Raw genomic sequence first — 18,672 nt, 5'->3', positions numbered from 1 at the left:
GGATTTTCTATTTATTTTATAATAATAGCCAAACCACCGCCACTTGCCAAACGATATGTTAGCTTCGTTGTCGAATCAACGGTAATAATTTCTCTTTTATAATCGTTTGCAGCTTTATCAGCATTTAAACCGTCAGAGAAAATTTCGGCTTCGAATTTTTTGCCTTTTTCGAGGAAAGAAAAATCAATTGTAATTTCTCGTGAATCCCAGTTGGTAATGGAGGCTAAATACCAGGTGTTTGCTTTTCTTCTGGCAATTGTTACAAACTTTCCAACTTCGCCATTTAAGGAAACTGTTTCATCAAAAGTAGTCGGAACTTTAGCAATAAAATCAGTGCTTTCCTGTTCCTTCATATAAGCCGTTGGACTATCAGCCATCATTTGCAAAGGCGCTTCAAAAATAGTGTACAATGCCAGCTGATGACATCTTGTTCCCTGACTTACCGGATTAGAATGACTCGGTTTGAATTCGCTTTTTGTAGCATTTCGCATGGCGCCCGGTGTGTAATCCATTGGACCGGCCATCATTCTGATAAATGGAATTGTTGTATCGTATAACGGAACATCGTCGTTTGGTGTCCATTTATTGTTTTCTAATCCTTTTACGCCTTCAAAATTTAGAATATTCGGATAAGTTCTCTGAATTCCGGTTGGTTTGTACATGCCGTGAAAATCCAAAAGTAATTTATGATTCGCTGCTTTTTGAGCAATATCATAAACTGAATTTACCATTTTGGCATCATCACGATCAATAAAATCAACTTTAAAACCTTTGATTCCGAGTTTGGCGTAATTCTCAAAAATACCATCAATGTTATTATTTAACGCCATCCACGAACTCCACAAAATAATACCAACGTTTCGTTCTTTCGCGTAGGCGATTAAAGCTTCTAAATCTATATTAGGATTGTGTTTCATAATGTCGGTTTCTATACTCCAGCCTTCATCCAAAACCACATATTCGACTTTGTTTTTTGAGGCAAAATCAATGTAATATTTATACGTTTGGGTATTGATTCCGGCTTTGAAATCGATATTATAAATGTTCCAGTCGTTCCACCAATCCCAGGCTACTTTTCCGGGTTTTATCCACGAAACGTCTTTTATTTTTGATGGTTCGGATAATTTTTGAACCATATCATTATTGGCTAAAGCCGAATCATTTTCAGAAATCACAATCGCTCTCCACGGAAAAGTTCGGGTTCCTTTGGTTTTAACCAAATAATCAGCTCTTTCGGTAATTAATTTGTTGAGGTTGTTAAATCCACCGTTTGTTTCTTTCAACGGATATTTAGAAAAGCGTGATTCAAAACCAGATTTAGAACTATTATTCGTTACAAATAAACCCGGATAATCTTCTAAATTCGCCTCAAGAAATACCGCTTTTTTATGGTTTTTATAATCAATTAAAAAAGGTAGAAAGGCCAAAGTATCTTTTGCAAATTCGCTTATTTTTTTGTTCTCATAATGCGATTCAAACGATGAAATAAATGGATCTTTCGGATTTCTTAAATCACGAACATACGGCATTAAAGTATTGTAATCCTGATCGAAATTCAAAACAACTTCTTCTGATTGAACTGTAATTTGTTTTTTCTTTTTCGTTATAAAACGATACGCAGCGCCATCATCAAAAGCACGATATTCAATACTAAAATCATTTTTAAAATCTAAAACCAGTTGATTGTATTTATTTTGAACCGATTTCTTTTTGTAAAACGGAGTTTCAAATGAAGCATCAACACTTTCTTTTTTCGAATTTATAACTACAGCATTTTTTCCTAAAACAGTATTTCCTTCTAAAGTCATAGACATTTCAGAAGGTGCCAAAATCAAATCTTTTTCATGTGAAATAGTCCACGAAATTTTATCATTTACAGCAATTTTAACCTCAATTTTTCCATCAGGAGATTTTAAAATAAAGTCTTGTTTCTTCTGTGAAAAAGAAAGGTTTAAGAAAAAGAAACAAAAAAGAACAAATAGATTTTTCATATTGGAATATTTTTCACCATATAAGTGATATAAGTTCATGTAATTAATAGCGCAAAGTTCAGCTTATAATCTCTTAAATGAACTTATATGGTTTAAAATTTTAACTACTTCAATTGTTTATTGTATTTTTTTACAATTTCCAAAGTCGATTTATCTCCATTAAAAACAGAATTCAATCCTTGTGGTTCTTGCGGAGGATCTGTTGTTAGCGGTTCGCCGGGATTCCATTTGCCAGTTTCGTTGACCGCTTTTCCTTCACCGCCGTATCCCCAGAAATTTGCTGCTTGTAAAGGACCGCCATTTTTATGACTTTCAAGAACTCTTTCAAAAATATAACTGTAAAATTGATCGCGATAAAGAGAAGAAGCGCCCGCATTCAAATTTTCATTTTCTCTTGGTAAACCAAATTCTTCAATAATAATCGGTCTTTTCAAATTATTAGCCACCTTAATATGATCGTCAATATATTTCCCAGCATTTTCGATTGTTTTTGGTATTGTGGCTTCAGCATTTTCTGCTTTAAACCAATTCCAGTTTTTAGGCCAAATATGCATCGTCAAATAATCGATATTCTGATTCTGGTGTGTGCGTTCAAAAATTTCCATGCTGTCATTCGAACTGTTTTTTCCCTCAGAACCAGTCGAAACCAAATGGTTTTTATCTAAGCTATCAATCAAATTCACAATATTATTTAGCCAAATCGTAAATTTTGCTTCGTTTTCTACTGTAAAAAGTCTTGGTTCATTTCCAACCTGCCACGCCATAATGGTGTTGTCTTCGTTATATTTCTTTTTAGAATATTGATTTGTTCTTCCAATAATAAATTTTACATGATCTTCCAGAGCTTTCATACAAGGTTCACAACTATGAAATTGTTCGGTATACGACATAAATTGAGGCCAGGTATTTGGAGCAATATTCGGAACCGGAATTGTGCCTTTGCCATTCCACTCCAGATATTGCGACATTCCGCCAGACCATTCCCAGTTATTCGTCAAATACAAAACCGCATACATTTTACGTTTGCTCATTTCAGCAATCAAAAAATCCAATCCGTCAAGCAAATCATCATCATATTTTCCCTGCTCGTATTGTAATGCCGGACGAACCGTAAAATCGTATTTTCCACCATCGGCACCAACCAGAATACGCAAATTATCAATACCATTTTTTTGCATGAAATCCAGTTCGCGAAGCAATCTTTTTCGGTCGCCCACTTTTTTTGAAGCCAGCAAACTTCCGTACCAATAATTGGTTCCAATGTAGGCATATGGTTTGTCGCCTTTATAAAATTGCGTTCCTTTTACCGTAATTCTTTCCTGCGCGTTACAAGCGACTACAGAAAAAATTAAAGCTAATCCGAAGGTTTTTAGAAAATTATTTTTCATCATTTATATTTTTAGGAGCTAATCCTGCTATCCGTTTCAATCTTTTGTGCCGAACCCCGGCACAAAAGGATTTTCACTTCTATCAGGGCTATGGCTTTAGGTTTCATAAGAAGTTCTTTTTTGTCAGTTTCGTTAATTGATTCCAATTCCACTGTTTTGTCATTCCGAGGAACGAGGAATCTCCGCAAGTAACTCCATCCAGAGAATCGCCAATCTTTGTCGAGCTTCTTACGAAGATTCCTCGTTCCTCGGAATGACAAAAAAAGACAAAAAAAGACAAAAAATAAGAATAAATCTGTGTAAATTAGTTTTAATCCGTCAAATCCGCGTGCTATTTCTGTACTAATTTACTTCGGCAATTCATACATTTTCGGCAACGAATTCACCAATGCCGATTTTGGCTTTTCTGCAAATGTCTTGAAATCAGTAGCATTCGAAACAGAACCATTCGGAACATAATAACCGTCAGTGTTGTTATTCCAGAACATTACATAACTGATTTCTACGCTATTTGATGTTAATGCACTATATAAATAATACGAAAACCAATCTGTTATAGGCGAATTAGAACTTGTAACGCGAAAACCAGTTTCTGACAAAGCGGCGATTTTTACTTTCGTTTTCGCCAGATCAGAAATAGTTTTTAGTTTCAAATTTGCTTTTGCAGCTCCGGCAGAACCTTGATTATCAAAATCTCCGTAATTATCCATTGCCAGAATATCTACATATTTATCTCCTGGATATCGGCTTAAATAATTGGTTTCTGTAGTATAGGAGTTGTCAGGCGAAAATGCATATAAAATGTTGTGAACTCCTTTTGTGTTTTTCAAATAATCAACCGTAAATTGATACGCGGTTTTGTATTCATCAGCAGTACAAAAATTAGCGCCCCACCAAAACCAGCTTCCGTCAAATTCATGAAATGGCCTAAAAATTACTGGAATCAATTCTCCATTTGCGCCTTTTAAATTTAAAACAACGCTGGCAACTTTATCGAGTTTTTTCTTGTACCATTCGTGATTTGCTCCGCCAGGCAAAATACTTTTAAAAGCAGTGGTTTTTTGTTCCGATGTCATATCGGCAGCATAAAAAGAATCTTCATTGTTAGGTTCTCTCAAATGCCAACTAAAAGTATTTATCATGCCTTTGGCGTAAGCAACTTTCACATCATTTGTAATTTTTAATTCTTGTTGATAAAACCAGTTATCAGCCTGATTATTGTTATTTTTATCGGTAATAAACATAAAATCAGAACCCAAAACGGCTGGATCAAAACCTGTATTTTTCTTAATGTCAGAGTCGCCCGCAGCATCTTGGTAAAAACTATTAAAAGCATCTTGCTGACCAATAGCAACTTTTGTTTTTGCAAGTATTTTTAAGTTATAAAATAAAGCTATAGTTTCTTTAGTTGCATTAGCATCAACCATATAATTGGTAACATTTTGCGTTGTCAAAGCATCATCCTGCACAGGAGGATCTACGATGATTTCATTATCTGTTTCTTTATCCGAAGAACAATTTATAAAAGCCAAAACAAAAAGACTTAAAAATGCTATTTTGAAAAAAGTACTTTTCATTTTTAGGCTGTTTTAATGCGGTGAATAAGTTCCATACAAGCACGACTATTATGATACGGACATTTCCAGAATCCGGCTTTGTCTTTTTCAATCAGGGAATTATCACGGTAAATTCCCCAAAACCATTCGCCATTTTTAGTGTCCAGAATGTGGTTTTTTATAAAATCCCAGTTTTTTAAAACTATGTCTAAATAAATTTCATTTCCTGTTAATTGATAAGCGTTGTAAAAACCAATTAAAGCTTCGGCCTGAACCCACCAGTGTTTTTCGGCAATTAGTTCATTCTTTTCGGGATCAAATTCGTACCATAAACCGCCGTCAGTATCTAAACCTTCTTTGGTCACTTCTGCCATTTGAATGGCGTGTTTTTTGTAATTGGCGATTAAAGTTTCATCTTCAGAAATTTCGGCGCATTGCAGCAAAAGCCACGCTGCCTCGATATCATGGCCGTATGAAATCACATCTGGTTTTTCTATCCAGTTTTCATCAAAAAACAAACGTAAATGCCCGGTTTGGGTATTGATGAAATGTTCTTCTATAGTTTGTAATAATTCGATAATATCGTTTTGAAGTGTTTTGTCTTTCCAAACCTTAAACAAATTTGCATATGCCTCAACAATATGCAAATGTGTGTTCATTGTTTTCTTTTCGTTGGCATCTTTTTCACTCAAACGCAAATCATCGATAGATTGCCAATCTCTTGTAAAAGCTTCCAGATAGCCTTTGTTTATTGGGTCGTAGCTATTTTTCTTTATTCTTAAATATAAATTTATAGCTATTGCCAAAGCTTTTTCATCTTTAGAAATAGCATAATATTCAGACAGTCCGTAAATGGCAAAAGCTAAAGCGTAGATTTGATTTTTTGTATCCTTTGGTGATTTATCAACATTGATGCTCCAAAATAATCCGCCAAATTCAACATCATAAAAATAGGCTGAAAGAAACTCAAAAGCGCGTTTTGCAATCTCTTTGTGTTCTTCATTTTTTGTGATTTGATAACTTGACGAAAACGACCACAAAATTCTGGCGTTTAAAACAGAACCTTTTTCTGCATCTTCAATAACATTTTCATCGTTATCAATCTGACCAATAAAACCACCATTTTTAGTATCGATTGAATTTTTTGACCAATAGTCTAAAATTGAATCCAATTCAGCTGATAATTCGGTTTTAAGTTGCTTTAGTTGTGTTGACACGGTGAATTATATTGCGTTGTTTTTTTCAATTTGATTGATGATCGTTTTTACAGATCCTGCAGAAATAAAAGTATCTGCGGGAGCATTGGTAACATAATCAACTAATTTTTCTACAGATGAAACAGCAACGTGCATTCTTGTATCAGATGATGCGTAGTATACATAAACAGTTCCATCCGTATCTTCAATCCATCCGTTTGAGAACAAAACATTCGATACATCGCCAACTCTTTCAATAGCTTCTGGCCCCATAAAATGACCTGCAGGAACGTGTGTTACTTTTGTAATATCATGCAAATCTGTCATGAACATATAAAGTGTGTAGCGTAAACCTGCAGCGGTATTACGAACACCATGTGCGAGATGCAGCCAGCCTTTTTCTGTTTTGATAGGAGCGGGGCCAAGACCATTTTTCAATTCGTAAATAGTGTGATATTGTTTTCCGAAGATGATTTTTTCATCCTTTACAATTGGGTTTGTCATATCTTCAACATAACCTAAACCAATTCCGCCGCCGGCACCAACATCAATAAATCCATCTTGTGGACGTGTGTATAAAGCATATTTTCCGTTTACAAATTCGGGATGTAAAACCACGTTGCGCTGTTGTCCGGTATTTGAAATTAAATCGGGCAATCTTTCCCAATTTACTAAATCTTTTGAGCGTACGATTCCGGCATTGGCTACAGCCGAACTGGTATCGCCTTTTGGTGCTTTTGGATCTTTCCTTTCAGTACAAAAAATACCGTAAACCCAACCGTCTTCATGATTGATCAAACGCATATCATAAACGTTGGTGTCCGGTTCTTCAGTTTGTGGAATTACACATGGTTTTTCCCAGAACTTAAAATTATCGATCCCGTTTGGACTTTCCGCTATAGCGAAAAAAGATTTTCTGTCAATTCCTTCTACACGAACGGCCAGTAAATATTTTCCGTTCCATTTGATGGCTCCGGCATTAAAAGCGGCATTCATGCCAATTCGTTCCTGCAAAAACGGATTTGTTTTTTCGTTGAGGTCAAAACGCCAGTTTAATGGTACGTGAGCTGCAGTCACAACCGGGTTTTTGTAACGTTCATATATTCCGTTTCCAGCCTGATCCTGAGGCTTATTTTTTTGCTCAATCAGTGTTGTATGTTCTTTTTCTAATGCTATTTTTCTGTCTTGAAAAATAGTCGAAGATGTTATTGTAGTCATATAAATCGATTTCTGTATCCGTAATATTTTAATTAGTCAGGTCTCTTTTTTCATTTAAATCCTGTTCGATCGTTTGAAGTTTTTCTTCAGATAAAGGATAGAAAAAAATAAAAGCGACTGATATAAATGCTGCCAGGGCAGGAAGTATGCTTAACATTAATTGAATTCCGTTTTGGGTGGCAACGGTTTGTTCTACGTTGGCCTGAAAACCAAAATATCCTAAAAGCCATCCTGCTCCCGCACCACCAATGGTCCAGCCAAATTTTTGTGACATTGAGGAGGCAGAGAAAACCAAACCTGTGGCTCTGCGGCCTTGTTTCCACTCTGAATAATCGGCGCTATCGGCATACATTGACCAGATTAACGGGAAAATACAACCTGCGCAAATGCTTATTAAAATCTGGAAACTCATGATTAAGAAAACATCTTCTTTTCCGAAGAGATAGAAAACTAAACTTAAAAGTGCAGCCAATGCCATTGCGCCCACAAAGGTTTTCTTTTTGCCAATTTTATTTGCAATTGGCGTTGCAATTATAACTCCTATGATATTTGCTGCTTGCCCTAAAACCAAATAAATAGAAGTTGGTGTCATATGAAAATCGGTTCCGAAAAGTGAAAAATCAAAGTTTACACTGCTGCTTACATAATATTTAAAGTAATAAACGGCCGCTCCATCACGAATGGAATTGAAAACCAGAGCACCAATTCCGGCTCCGAGTAAAATCCACCAGGGTTTATTTTGTAGCAGATCTTTTAAGTCTTCTTTTAAATTCGCCTGTTCGTCACCAATTGGTTTTACTCTTTCTTTGGTAAAGAAAAAACATCCCCAGAAAAAAGCTGTTGTTATAACCCCAAAAACGGAAATTGTTGCCAGCCAGCCTGTTTTGGAATTTAGGCTTCCGCCGAAATATTGTACTAAAGGTTCGATTAACCAAAGTGCCAAAAGACTTCCGCCAAAGGCAAAAACCATTCTGTAAGATGATAAAGTGGTTCTTTCTTTTCGGTCAGAGGACATTACGCCCAAAAGGGATGCATATGGCACATTGATTAACGAATAGATCATCATCATTGCGGAATATGTTACGTAAGCGTAGATTATTTTTCCTTTTTCGTCAAAATCAGGTGTGTAAAAAGTTAATACGCCAATTACGGCAAAAGGCACGGCAACCCATAATAAATAGGGCCTGAATTTTCCCCATTTGCTTTTTGTTCTGTCGGCAATGATTCCCACAATCGGATCAAAACAGGAATCCCAGATTCTGGTAATCAAGAACATGGTTCCTACAACGGCAGGTGCCAATCCGAAAACATCTGTATAGAAAAATAAAAGATACATACTGAAAATTTTCCAGAACATGGATGATGCGGCATCTCCAAGACCGTAACCTATTTTTTCTTTTAAACTAATTTTATCGTGCATTTAGGTCTTTTTTTATGGTTGTGGTTAGATTTGGTTAGTTGTTTTAATGTTTCTGTGTGTTGAATTTTTAGCACGCGGATGACGCGGATTTTTAATTTTTAATTCTCAATTTTTATTGATATCCTTCTCAAATAAAGTTTTATCCAAATTATAAAAATCAACAAAATCTTTCTCACTTATTTGTCCGGTATAGGGCGCGTAATAATGCATTTTTTGTTCTTTTTCCTGCCAGCCGTGATTTCGCCATAATAAAACGTACGATATTTTATAATCTCCAATGGCTTTCAGTAAAGTACCTGTCCACCATTTTGGATCAGGAATTGCTTCATAACCAGCCTCTGCAACAGCAATTAATTTGTGCTTTTCAATACCAATTTCGTTAATGATTTTTAACTGATTTTGAACTTCGGCGATGAATTTTTGCCCCTCTTTGTCGTCATTATTCTGATAAGAATCAAAACTTATCATATCTGCGTAATTGTCTCCGGGATAATGAGCTAAAAAGTCTTCTTTTGTGTTGAAACTGCTTGTGTTGTAGACATAAATCAGGTTATGAACTCCTTTTTTCTGTAAATATTCAAAGGTAAATTTCCATGCAGCTTTAAATTCTTCCGGCGTGCAGTTTCCTTTTCCCCACCAAAACCAACCGCCGGTAAGTTCGTGATAGGGTCTAAAAAGAACTGGAATATTTTTCCCTTTTTTATCTTTTAAGGATAACAAATAAGCAGCAGCTTTATCTAGCCAAACGGTAAATTTTTGATGATTTTCTCCGCCTGGTAAAATTGTTTTCAATGAATTTGGTGTGTTGTCCCAGGCACTTTTTCCAGTTGCAGGATTGTCAAAATGCCAGCTTATCGTTGTAATTCCGCCTCTTTCGTGACTTTGTTCTATATATTGCTTCATTTTGGTAAATGGAATTCCGTCTATATTGTTAGGACTGTCTTTTTCCAGACCCGCTAAGTCCCAGCCATAAACTCCGGGATAATCTCCAACAACATCTTTTATATCGCTTCTGCCATCTTCATATTTCCATTTTACACCATAAGCCAGATCGTCCTGATGCCCGAAAAGAAATCCTTTCTGACTTAGTTTATTGAGTTTTTTGTATAGAGAAACGGTTTCAGGTGTTGCTTTATGATCTGAAAGTGACAAATTAGTATTAGCCTTATTATTTTGAGAAGAACAAGAACCGCCTATAAATACTGCAATTATTAAGGTTATTATGTTTTTTTTCATTTTAGAGTTTAGTTGTTTTCCTGTAATATGATATAAAAAGGTAAATTAATAATGACTTTTTTATAATTCAATTTTCGATCTTTAATTTGATATTGTTTTTTATATAAAATTATTAAAACTTTAAAAAGATATATTATTAAAAATGATTAATGTTTATTATTGATGTTGTTTTTGAAATAATGATAATTCTATTTTTCAAAGATAAACGGATGTTTATAGTCTATTTAATATTATTTTATCAATTATATATCATATTATTGCAAATAAAAAATTGAGTATCATTTTTATAAAACAGTTTTCAGGATGAGTAATGCTAAGAATTTTTACAGAGAAATTGCTCCGCTTTCTGCGGGAGACAGCTTTTTGGTGTTTGACAGAGTAAAAGATAATTTTGATTTTCCGGTGCATTATCATCCTGAATTTGAAATCAATTTTATTTTAAATGGAAAAGGAGTGAAGCGGGTTGTTGGAGATAATATTGAGGAAATTGACAATGTCGAACTGGTTTTAATTGGCCCAAATTTATATCACGGCTGGGAACTTAATAAATGTACAAGCAAAAAAATCCACGAAATTACAATTCAGTTTCATAATGATTTATTTCATGAATCTTTATTGTCGAGACGAATTATGAATCCTATCCGTGATATGTTTAATCGATCGATTCATGGTATTTTATTCTCTAAAAAAGTTACTGAAGAATTAACGCCAAGACTAGTAAAGCTCTCAAAACTAGATGGTATGGACTACTTTTTGGAAATTACTTCCTTATTATATGATTTGGCAAATTCCAGAAATCAGCGACTGCTTTCTACTTATACAGTAGATTATGATACGTTTGATGATTATGATAAAATGAAAGTGGTTTATGAATATGTGCAAAAACATTTTGCTGAAAAGATCACCTTAGAGGATGTTGCTAATGTTGCGAGCATGTCTATTATTTCATTTAACCGATTCATTAAAAAACGCACCGGGAAAACTTTTGTCAATTATATCAATGATATTAGGATAGGATATGCGGCTCGCTGGCTGGTTGAAAAAGACATGAGCGTTTCTGAAGTTGCTTTTAAATCAGGCTTTAATAATATTGCCAACTTCAATCGTAGTTTTAAAGCTACTAAAAATTGTACACCAAGTCAGTATAGGGAAGATTTTTCTGGATTAAAGCGAATTTTATAGTGATACTTTTTTTGCACAAACAAATATTATTTTTAACGAAAACGTTTGCATTTCGCTTATTCGTTAATTTTTATTTATAATTTCAAGTTGTTTAAGGGTAGGTCGTTGCGAATAATGTAAAAAAGATTCGTTTTATTTTTCATATATGTTTTTTTAAAGCGCTATAGTAAAAATATTATCATCAAATGATATAATACTATTAATTTAATCGTTTCTTGTGTTATAGATTTGTTAAATAATTTAGAAAGTAAACCACAACCCTTTATTACTGAATTATGAAGAACAAATTTAAACTAACCAAACATTTATTATGAAAAGACTAATGACTAACTTCATTCATTGGAACGCTAACCACAGATTAGTTCCTTTGATTTTATTCTTGTTACTGACATGTAATTTTGTTACGGCTCAGGTAAAAGTAACAGGAATAGTTTCTGATGCTCAGGGACTTTCTATACCCGGAGCCAATATAATGGTCGTAGGAAGTAAAATTTCTGCCTCTACAGATTTTGATGGAAATTATTCTATTGATGTGCCTGCAAATTCAAATATTTCGGTTTCATTTATTGGATACGTTTCCCAAACTATAAACGTTAAAAGCGGAGGTAAAATAAATGTTGTTCTAAAGCTTAGTGCTGAAGATTTGCGTGAAGTACTTGTAAACGTAGGATATAGAAGCCAGAAACGAAAAGATGTTGCGGGTTCAATTTCTACTGTAACAGCCAAAGATTTTAAAGATTCCCAACAAGTTACGGTAGAACAATTATTGCAAGGACGAGCTGCAGGTGTTGTAGTTACAAATAACTCTGGCAGGCCGGGAGGAAATGTTTCTGTAAAAATTCGTGGTGCTGCCTCTTTAGGCGGATCAAATGAACCTTTGTATATTGTAGATGGGCTTCCTATTTCAGGAGATGCAACAAATCAGTCAACTGGAGGAACAATTGTAAGTGGTTATATAGGTACAAATACAGGTTCTGTAACCAATAGCCCACTGGCTTTTTTGAATCCTAGTGATATTGAAACCATGGATATTTTAAAAGATGCCGGAGCAACTGCAATTTATGGTTCAAGAGCTTCAAACGGAGTTGTAATTATTACGACTAAAAGAGGTAAAAAAGGTACAGGAAAAATAACTTATGACACAGCACTTTCTACTCAAAAGGTTACGAGATTGCTAGATACAATGAATTTAAGCCAATACGCCACACAGCAAAATGCATTGGCAAGTTATTATGGTGTTGCGCCAAGAGATGAGTTTGCAGTACCTTCTGTTTTGGGTAGTGGGACAAACTGGCAGGACGAAATATACAGAACTGCTTTAATGAACAGTCACCAATTGTCTTTTTCAGGAGCAAAAGATAACAACAATTATTATATTTCTGGGGGATATTTAAATCAGGAAGGTGTTGTTATTGGGTCTGATTTTAAAAGATATACTTTTAAAACTAATCTGGAATCAAAGGTAAAAGATTGGTTAACAATAGGCGTTTCTATAACAGCCGGTATAACAAATCAAAATATAACTATCGAAGGCTATAGCGATGGTATTATTGGTACTACAATATTATCGACTCCTGATGTTGCGGTTAAAAATTTAGACGGAACTTATGCTGGTCCGCCAAAAGACGGATCACAGGGAGCCTGGATTAATCCGGTTGCAAGTACTTTGATGAATACCAATAAATTGGTTCAAAAGAATTTTCAGGGTAATTTTTATTCTACCATTAGATTGGCTAAAGGATTGGATTATCGTTTTGATTTTGGTGGTTCTACCAATATTCAAAATTTTGATGGATTTCAGCCTACTTATACTTGGGGAGCAGCTGTAAATAAAGTAAATCATCTTCAGGAAAGAGCGAATACCTGGTATGGTTTAACGCTTAAAAATATGTTGACGTACAATACTTCTTTAGGAAAACATAATTTTACTTTAATGGGGATTCAGGAAGCAAACGATTCTCATTGGTTTGGCGGAAGCCAGTCTATAAGCGGATTGTTAAGTAATGATGTACACTCTATAAACCTTGGAGATCAAAAGACTTTGGTAGCGAGCGAATATAAAGGTGCAAATGCTTTGTACTCTTTTGCAGGTTCTCTTAACTATAATTATGACAATAAATATTATTTACAGGCTACAATAAGAGCTGACGGCAGTTCTAATTTTGCCGAAGATAAAAGATGGGGTTACTTTCCTTCGATTTCAGGATTTTGGAAATTGTCTAATGAGAAATTCATGGAAGGAACAAAAGATTTTGTAGATAATATTAAATTGAAAGCAAGTTATGGAGAAACAGGAAACCAAAATATTAGCGGCGGGTTATATGCTTCTAACATTCAAACCATTAAATCGGCTTTAGGAAATTTCTTTACGGCAGGTAATATTGCGAATCCTGATTTGACATGGCAAACGGCAGAAGATACCAATCTGGGATTAGAGTTTAGTTTATTTAAATCTAAATTGAATGCAAGTGTAGATGTATACAGAAAACAATCATCAGGATTTTTGTTTGTATTGCCTTTGCCAACCTATGTTACAGGATTAGAACAATATCAAGGTGGTTTGGCGGCTCCTACAGTAAACTTAGGAAGTTTAAGAAATGAAGGTATCGAAGCTACTTTAAAATATTCTAACAATTTTAGTAAAGATTTTTCTTGGGATGCTACGGTTACATTCGCAAAAAACAATAATAAATTATTGAGTCTGGTTGATAACTTTGACTTAATTAAAGATGTTCAGGTTAATGGTTATACCACAAAAACGGTAACAAAAAGTGAAGTTGGTCAGCCAATAGGTCAGTTTTACGGCTATCAAACGGTTGGAATTATAAGAACAAATGAGCAATTGGCAAATGCACCAATTCCATTTACAGGAAACAAAGCAGTAAAAAGTGTTTTGGGAGATGTTGAGTATGTAGATCAAAACAAAGACGGATTGATTGATGAAAAAGATTTGACTTATATTGGAAATCCGGCACCTAAATTTACTTATAATTTCTCGAATTCATTTAGATACAAAAATCTTGATCTTACCATTTTCCTTACAGGATCTCAAGGTAATAAAGTAATGAACCTTACCAGAAGAGCTGCTACAAAAAATCAGCGTTTATATGAAAACCAATTGGCTGAAGCTGCTGATTTTTGGACACCGGATAATCCGAATGCTAAATATCCGAGACCTGATGGCGGAGACGGACATCCAAATATTGCAATTTCTGACCGTTATGTTGAAGATGGTTCTTATTTGAAAATTTCGCAATTAACTTTCGCTTACAGCTTACCATCGGATGTTATTTCTAAAACTAAATTAAGTAAACTTAGATTTTATGCAAGTGTTCAAAATTTATACACTTTCACAAAATACACGGGTTATGATCCGGAGATTGGAGATTATAACCAAAATGCTTTATTGAGCGGTATTGATTCCGGACGTTACCCAACGAACCGAACAATTACTTTAGGAATGAATGTAGAATTTTAATAAAACGATTATGAAAATATATAAAATAAATTTTAAAAGCGTAGCGCTTTGCGTTTTGCTTACTTTATCTGCTTCATGTAGTGAAGATTATTTAGATCGACCTACCCAAGATGGTTATGTAAGTGATAACTTTTATACATCAGATGAACAAGTTCAGCGTACTACTTATGGAATGTATGGAAGAATGTGGGCGCCATTTTTCACAAAATGTTTTTTTGCACTTTCAGAAATGTCTTCGGGAAATTGCTGGTCTAATGTTGACGGAAATGAAGTTATTCAGTTTAAATTAACTTCTGATAGTTATATATTATCAGATCCTTGGAGATCATGTTTTGGAGTTATTGCGCAATCAAATGATTTGATTAATAATTTAAATAATAATGCGAAAGCTGGTGTAAGCCCTGATGTAATTAAAAATACAATTGCAGAAGCGCATTTTTTCAGAGCAATTTCTTATTTCTATTTAGTTCGTTTATTTGGTCCTGTGCCAATTATTGAGGATAATTTAGCACTTGCAAAAAATCCGTTGGTAAACAATAACAGAATTGAAGATGTATATAAATTCATTGAAAATGATTTAAAATATGCAGCAGCAAATCTTAAAGCAAAAGTTAGAGCCAGAGGCGCAAGTTCAGAAAATGTTTTTGTTTCTCAGGGAACTGCTGAAGCATTTTTGGCAAAGATTTATCTTTATCAAAAAGATTATCCGAATGCAAAAACAATGGCAGAAAAAGTAATTAATTCTGGCGAGTTTGCACTTGTACCAAATTATTCAGATTTATTTTTAACAAGCAAAAACAATAACGAAGAGTCTATTTATTCATGGCAATGGTCTGGTGCTGTAAATGAGTATCAGGCTGGGAATCCATCGAATGTTCAATATGGTTTGGAAATTTTAAACAATGCATCTTATGGAGCTGTTTACGTTCCTTCAAATGATATTCAGGAAGCATTTGAAACCGGAGATGTAAGAAGAAAAGAATCTTATATGATTTACGGTGACACATATCCTGGAATGCAAGGAGACGGCGTTGTTGGTTTCACCCTTGATAAAACAAAATATCCAAACGCTTTGGATGCAACAGGTGCGGCAGTAAAAAAATATGTTGTAGGTGAGGCTACCGGAGAAACGGGACCTGCAGACAATTGGGCGTCTATGAGTAATTGTAATTATATCATGCGTTACGCTGATCTTTTATTAATTCATGCCGAAGCAATTATGGCAGGTGCAGATGAAACTAATAATGCTGCTGCAAAAGCATCTTACAATCTTGTTAGAAAAAGAGCAGGTTTGAGCGAATTAGATGCAAATACACCTTTGACACATACAGGTTTATTTCATGAAAGAAGAGTTGAATTTGCTTTTGAGGGAGAGTATTGGTATGATTTAGGCAGATTACCAAGAGCAGAGGCAATTGATATTATTTCGAAACAAGACAGAGGTTCAGATTATGAAGGAGTAAAACATTATACGCCGGTAGAAACAGATTTTATTTTTCCTAAACCAGCAAATGATGTTAGAAAAAATCCAAAATTAAAAGAAGCTCCGGTTCCTTATGTTTTTAAATAAACTTTAAAGAAAACAATTATGAAAAATCTAAAAAATATAATGTTGTTGAAGTTTTATTTTCTGGCTTCAATTTTAATTTTACTAAGTGCTTGCTCCAATGATGATGGAGGTTCATCAGGTACTTTAGCCGTTACCGGAATTAGCAAATCAGTTATTGATGATCCTTTAATAGAAGGTGACAGACAAGTTGATGTACCTACTGATGTCATTAATGCAGGAAATACGTATATTATTAGAGGTTCCGGTTTTGCAACTTTAAAATCGATTTCTTTTAATGGTTTAGAATCTACTTTTAATCCAACTTTTGTTACTGATAATGCTATTGTAGTTAGTGTAGATCAAAAAACACCGTATTACAATGAAATGGACGAATTAAAAATCGTAACCAACATTGGTACATTAGTATATAATGTAAAAATAAGACCTCCATTTCCTAATATTAATGGATTTCCAATTAATCCAAATCCAGGTGATATTATTACCATAACAGGAGAATATTTTCTTAGACCTGTAGTTAATTTTGGCACTACTACTGTAGAACCAATATCTTCTACGTTGACAGAAATTAAAGTTCAGGTTCCAAATGATATCCAATATAAAAACTTATCAATAACGAATGTTTCAGGAACTACTGTTGCTTCGCAATCTTTTGGAAGCGCTATTTACGATGATGCTTATACTTCGATAAAAGCATACGATGGTTTATGGAATGCTGCCGATGGTTATAATGTAGCTTATGATAAAGATGCTAAACAAGGAACTAAAAGTATTCAATGGAAAGCTGGCGGATGGAATGGTTTGTATGTTGGTATCGACAAAACTAAGGTGGATATGACTAAATACAAGGGTATTAGGATTAATTTAAAAGGAGAAAAAACAGGAACAGCGAATATGATCGTAAACGGAAATTATAGCGCAACATTCAGTTTAGCATTCAAAACAGATTGGACTTATATTGAAATTCCTTTTAGTGCAGTGGGAAATCCAGCAGAAATAACAGAAATTACGTTTCAGGAGTCTGGAAATTTTGGAGGAAATACAATTCTTATTGATGATTTTGGTTTTGTCTTAAAATAATAATTTAAAAGCTTTCTAATGATTTTCATTTATTGAATTGGAATCTTTTAGAAAGTGATTTAATATCAAAAATAAACTTATGAAAATAATATATAAAATTAAGCAAATTGCAATGTGTTTGTGTCTGGTTGCCATGGCGGCTTCATGCGACGATTCACTGCCGGATGTTGGTGGCGCAGAGCAGAATTATAATTCGGTTTACGGCTTACTTAAAGCAAATACGAATTTAAGTCTTTATTATAAAGCAATTGAATTAACAAAATTAGAGACAACATTAGATACCGCAGATAGTTTTACCTTTTTTGTACCAACAGATGCCGCATTTGAAGCATTTCTTGTAAAAAGCGGTTATGTAAATACACTTGGTTATCCTGATATTAATCTCGTTCCTGTCGATGTTTTAAAACAAATTGTTTTAAGTCATGTTGTAAAAGGTGTCAAAAAACGAGTAGGAAAGTTAACAGGAGTTGAGGCAGATTATCTGGAAACCGGCCAATTGACAACATTGGCAAACCTCGCAAATTCAGATTTATACTTACTTGATGTAAAAGTTGAAGAAGGTGTTCTAAAAGTTAATGGTTCTGATAAAGCAGCTGTTGGTCTGGATTATTATGGAACAAATGGTTTTGTACATGTTTTGGATAATGTCATTTCATTAATTCCTCCATCACCATCAATTACAAGTGTTTCGCAGGCTTTTGCTTCTCCCGGTGATGTTTTAGTACTTAATGGAGCCAATTTTGTAAATGTTACTTCAGTAAAATTTGGAGAAGAAGAGGCTACATTCAAAACAGTTTCAAACTCAAAAATTGAGGTTACTGTTCCTGCTGATTTTGGATCTTATGCGCTTATAAAGGTGCAAACTACTTTTGGTACCTCAAATACAGCGACTGTTGGAGTTAAATTTTTACTTTACGGAGATGATTTCTCAGGATCTGCAACACCAGAATCTTCTGGAGGCTGGGGAGGATCTTCTGATTTTCAAAGTACGGTAAAAGTAAGCAGAGGAACGTATGCAATTGAAAAATATGCCGATGCATGGAGTGGTTTTAATATTGGATTCAATACGTTAAATATAGCTGATTATGGCTACTTGAAAATTTCTGTTTATCCAACCCAAAGTACTAAAATCTTAGTTTCGTTAAATTCTGATTTTGCCGATGAGTTTGGAACAACTGTTACATTAACAGCCGGACAATGGAATAATATTTCTATTCCGTTCTCTGACTTGAAAACAGATAAAGTTGGAGCAACTTTTAATACGCTTTTTATTAAAGAATACTCCAACGGAATTACGGTAGATCCGGGAAATCCAAGCATTCTTTATTTTGATGATATAGGATTTTTATAAGATTATTTA

12 protein-coding genes are annotated in these 18,672 nt (G+C 34.3%); 5 read left to right on the top strand and 7 right to left on the bottom strand.

The window, feature by feature from the left end; all coding sequences use genetic code 11:
* Nucleotides 1-11 precede the first annotated feature (11 nt).
* The 7 genes from BUE22_RS13100 to BUE22_RS13070 all read right to left on the bottom strand — a co-directional run bounded on the left by BUE22_RS13100 (nt 12) and on the right by BUE22_RS13070 (nt 10,005).
* Nucleotides 12-1,991: a glycoside hydrolase family 97 protein gene (locus BUE22_RS13100; protein ID WP_073395519.1), complete on the bottom strand. Its 1,980-nt coding sequence runs from the start codon at nt 1,989-1,991 to the stop codon at nt 12-14.
* 104 nt (nt 1,992-2,095) lie between these two features.
* Nucleotides 2,096-3,382 (bottom strand): glycoside hydrolase 5 family protein, encoded by a 1,287-nt coding sequence (locus tag BUE22_RS13095; protein ID WP_243396845.1) that lies wholly within the window; start codon nt 3,380-3,382, stop codon nt 2,096-2,098.
* Nucleotides 3,383-3,726: 344 nt separating this feature from the next.
* Complete coding sequence (locus BUE22_RS13090; protein ID WP_073395396.1) at nt 3,727-4,956, bottom strand: glycoside hydrolase family 26 protein; 1,230 nt, start codon at nt 4,954-4,956, stop codon at nt 3,727-3,729.
* Nucleotides 4,957-4,958: 2 nt separating this feature from the next.
* On the bottom strand, nt 4,959-6,152 hold the full coding sequence (locus BUE22_RS13085) for an AGE family epimerase/isomerase (protein ID WP_073395395.1): 1,194 nt from the start codon (nt 6,150-6,152) through the stop codon (nt 4,959-4,961).
* A gap of 6 nt (nt 6,153-6,158) precedes the next feature.
* A complete protein-coding gene (locus BUE22_RS13080; RefSeq protein ID WP_073395394.1) occupies nt 6,159-7,349 on the bottom strand; it encodes a glycoside hydrolase family 130 protein in 1,191 nt (396 codons plus the stop codon).
* 28 nt (nt 7,350-7,377) lie between these two features.
* A complete protein-coding gene (locus BUE22_RS13075) occupies nt 7,378-8,769 on the bottom strand; it encodes an MFS transporter (protein ID WP_073395393.1) in 1,392 nt (463 codons plus the stop codon).
* A 105-nt stretch (nt 8,770-8,874) separates the two neighbouring features.
* Nucleotides 8,875-10,005 (bottom strand): glycoside hydrolase family 26 protein, encoded by a 1,131-nt coding sequence (locus BUE22_RS13070; protein WP_073395392.1) that lies wholly within the window; start codon nt 10,003-10,005, stop codon nt 8,875-8,877.
* Nucleotides 10,006-10,308: 303 nt separating this feature from the next.
* Here BUE22_RS13070 and BUE22_RS13065 point away from each other — a divergent pair, with 303 nt between their 5' ends.
* The 5 genes from BUE22_RS13065 (at nt 10,309) to BUE22_RS13045 (ending at nt 18,663) form a co-directional block, all read left to right on the top strand.
* Nucleotides 10,309-11,187, top strand: coding sequence for an AraC family transcriptional regulator (locus tag BUE22_RS13065; protein ID WP_073395391.1), 879 nt, complete (start codon nt 10,309-10,311; stop codon nt 11,185-11,187).
* Between the two features lie 310 nt (nt 11,188-11,497).
* Nucleotides 11,498-14,665 (top strand): SusC/RagA family TonB-linked outer membrane protein, encoded by a 3,168-nt coding sequence (locus BUE22_RS13060; protein ID WP_073395390.1) that lies wholly within the window; start codon nt 11,498-11,500, stop codon nt 14,663-14,665.
* A gap of 10 nt (nt 14,666-14,675) precedes the next feature.
* Nucleotides 14,676-16,235 (top strand): RagB/SusD family nutrient uptake outer membrane protein, encoded by a 1,560-nt coding sequence (locus tag BUE22_RS13055; RefSeq protein WP_042565244.1) that lies wholly within the window; start codon nt 14,676-14,678, stop codon nt 16,233-16,235.
* 18 nt (nt 16,236-16,253) lie between these two features.
* Nucleotides 16,254-17,312 (top strand): IPT/TIG domain-containing protein, encoded by a 1,059-nt coding sequence (locus tag BUE22_RS13050; RefSeq protein WP_073395389.1) that lies wholly within the window; start codon nt 16,254-16,256, stop codon nt 17,310-17,312.
* Nucleotides 17,313-17,391: 79 nt separating this feature from the next.
* Entirely contained in the window at nt 17,392-18,663 is a 1,272-nt protein-coding gene (locus tag BUE22_RS13045; protein ID WP_084540258.1) for a fasciclin domain-containing protein, read from the top strand.
* Nucleotides 18,664-18,672: the final 9 nt, after the last annotated feature.

Origin of the sequence: Flavobacterium pectinovorum, from assembly GCF_900142715.1 — a bacterium.
Taxonomy (GTDB): domain Bacteria; phylum Bacteroidota; class Bacteroidia; order Flavobacteriales; family Flavobacteriaceae; genus Flavobacterium; species Flavobacterium pectinovorum.
This window is presented reverse-complemented; position numbering and strand designations above follow the sequence as displayed.

Bases quoted from the DNA above. Each gene is read 5' to 3' on its own strand.
- BUE22_RS13055 (WP_042565244.1), top strand. From the start codon at position 14,676: ATGAAAATATATAAAATAAATTTTAAAAGCGTAGCGCTTTGCGTTTTG.
- BUE22_RS13070 (WP_073395392.1), bottom strand. From the start codon at position 10,005: ATGAAAAAAAACATAATAACCTTAATAATTGCAGTATTTATAGGCGGT.
- BUE22_RS13065 (WP_073395391.1), top strand. From the start codon at position 10,309: ATGAGTAATGCTAAGAATTTTTACAGAGAAATTGCTCCGCTTTCTGCG.
- BUE22_RS13060 (WP_073395390.1), top strand. From the start codon at position 11,498: ATGAAAAGACTAATGACTAACTTCATTCATTGGAACGCTAACCACAGA.
- BUE22_RS13075 (WP_073395393.1), bottom strand. From the start codon at position 8,769: ATGCACGATAAAATTAGTTTAAAAGAAAAAATAGGTTACGGTCTTGGA.
- BUE22_RS13080 (WP_073395394.1), bottom strand. From the start codon at position 7,349: ATGACTACAATAACATCTTCGACTATTTTTCAAGACAGAAAAATAGCA.
- BUE22_RS13045 (WP_084540258.1), top strand. From the start codon at position 17,392: ATGAAAATAATATATAAAATTAAGCAAATTGCAATGTGTTTGTGTCTG.
- BUE22_RS13090 (WP_073395396.1), bottom strand. From the start codon at position 4,956: ATGAAAAGTACTTTTTTCAAAATAGCATTTTTAAGTCTTTTTGTTTTG.
- BUE22_RS13100 (WP_073395519.1), bottom strand. From the start codon at position 1,991: ATGAAAAATCTATTTGTTCTTTTTTGTTTCTTTTTCTTAAACCTTTCT.
- BUE22_RS13095 (WP_243396845.1), bottom strand. From the start codon at position 3,382: ATGATGAAAAATAATTTTCTAAAAACCTTCGGATTAGCTTTAATTTTT.
- BUE22_RS13050 (WP_073395389.1), top strand. From the start codon at position 16,254: ATGAAAAATCTAAAAAATATAATGTTGTTGAAGTTTTATTTTCTGGCT.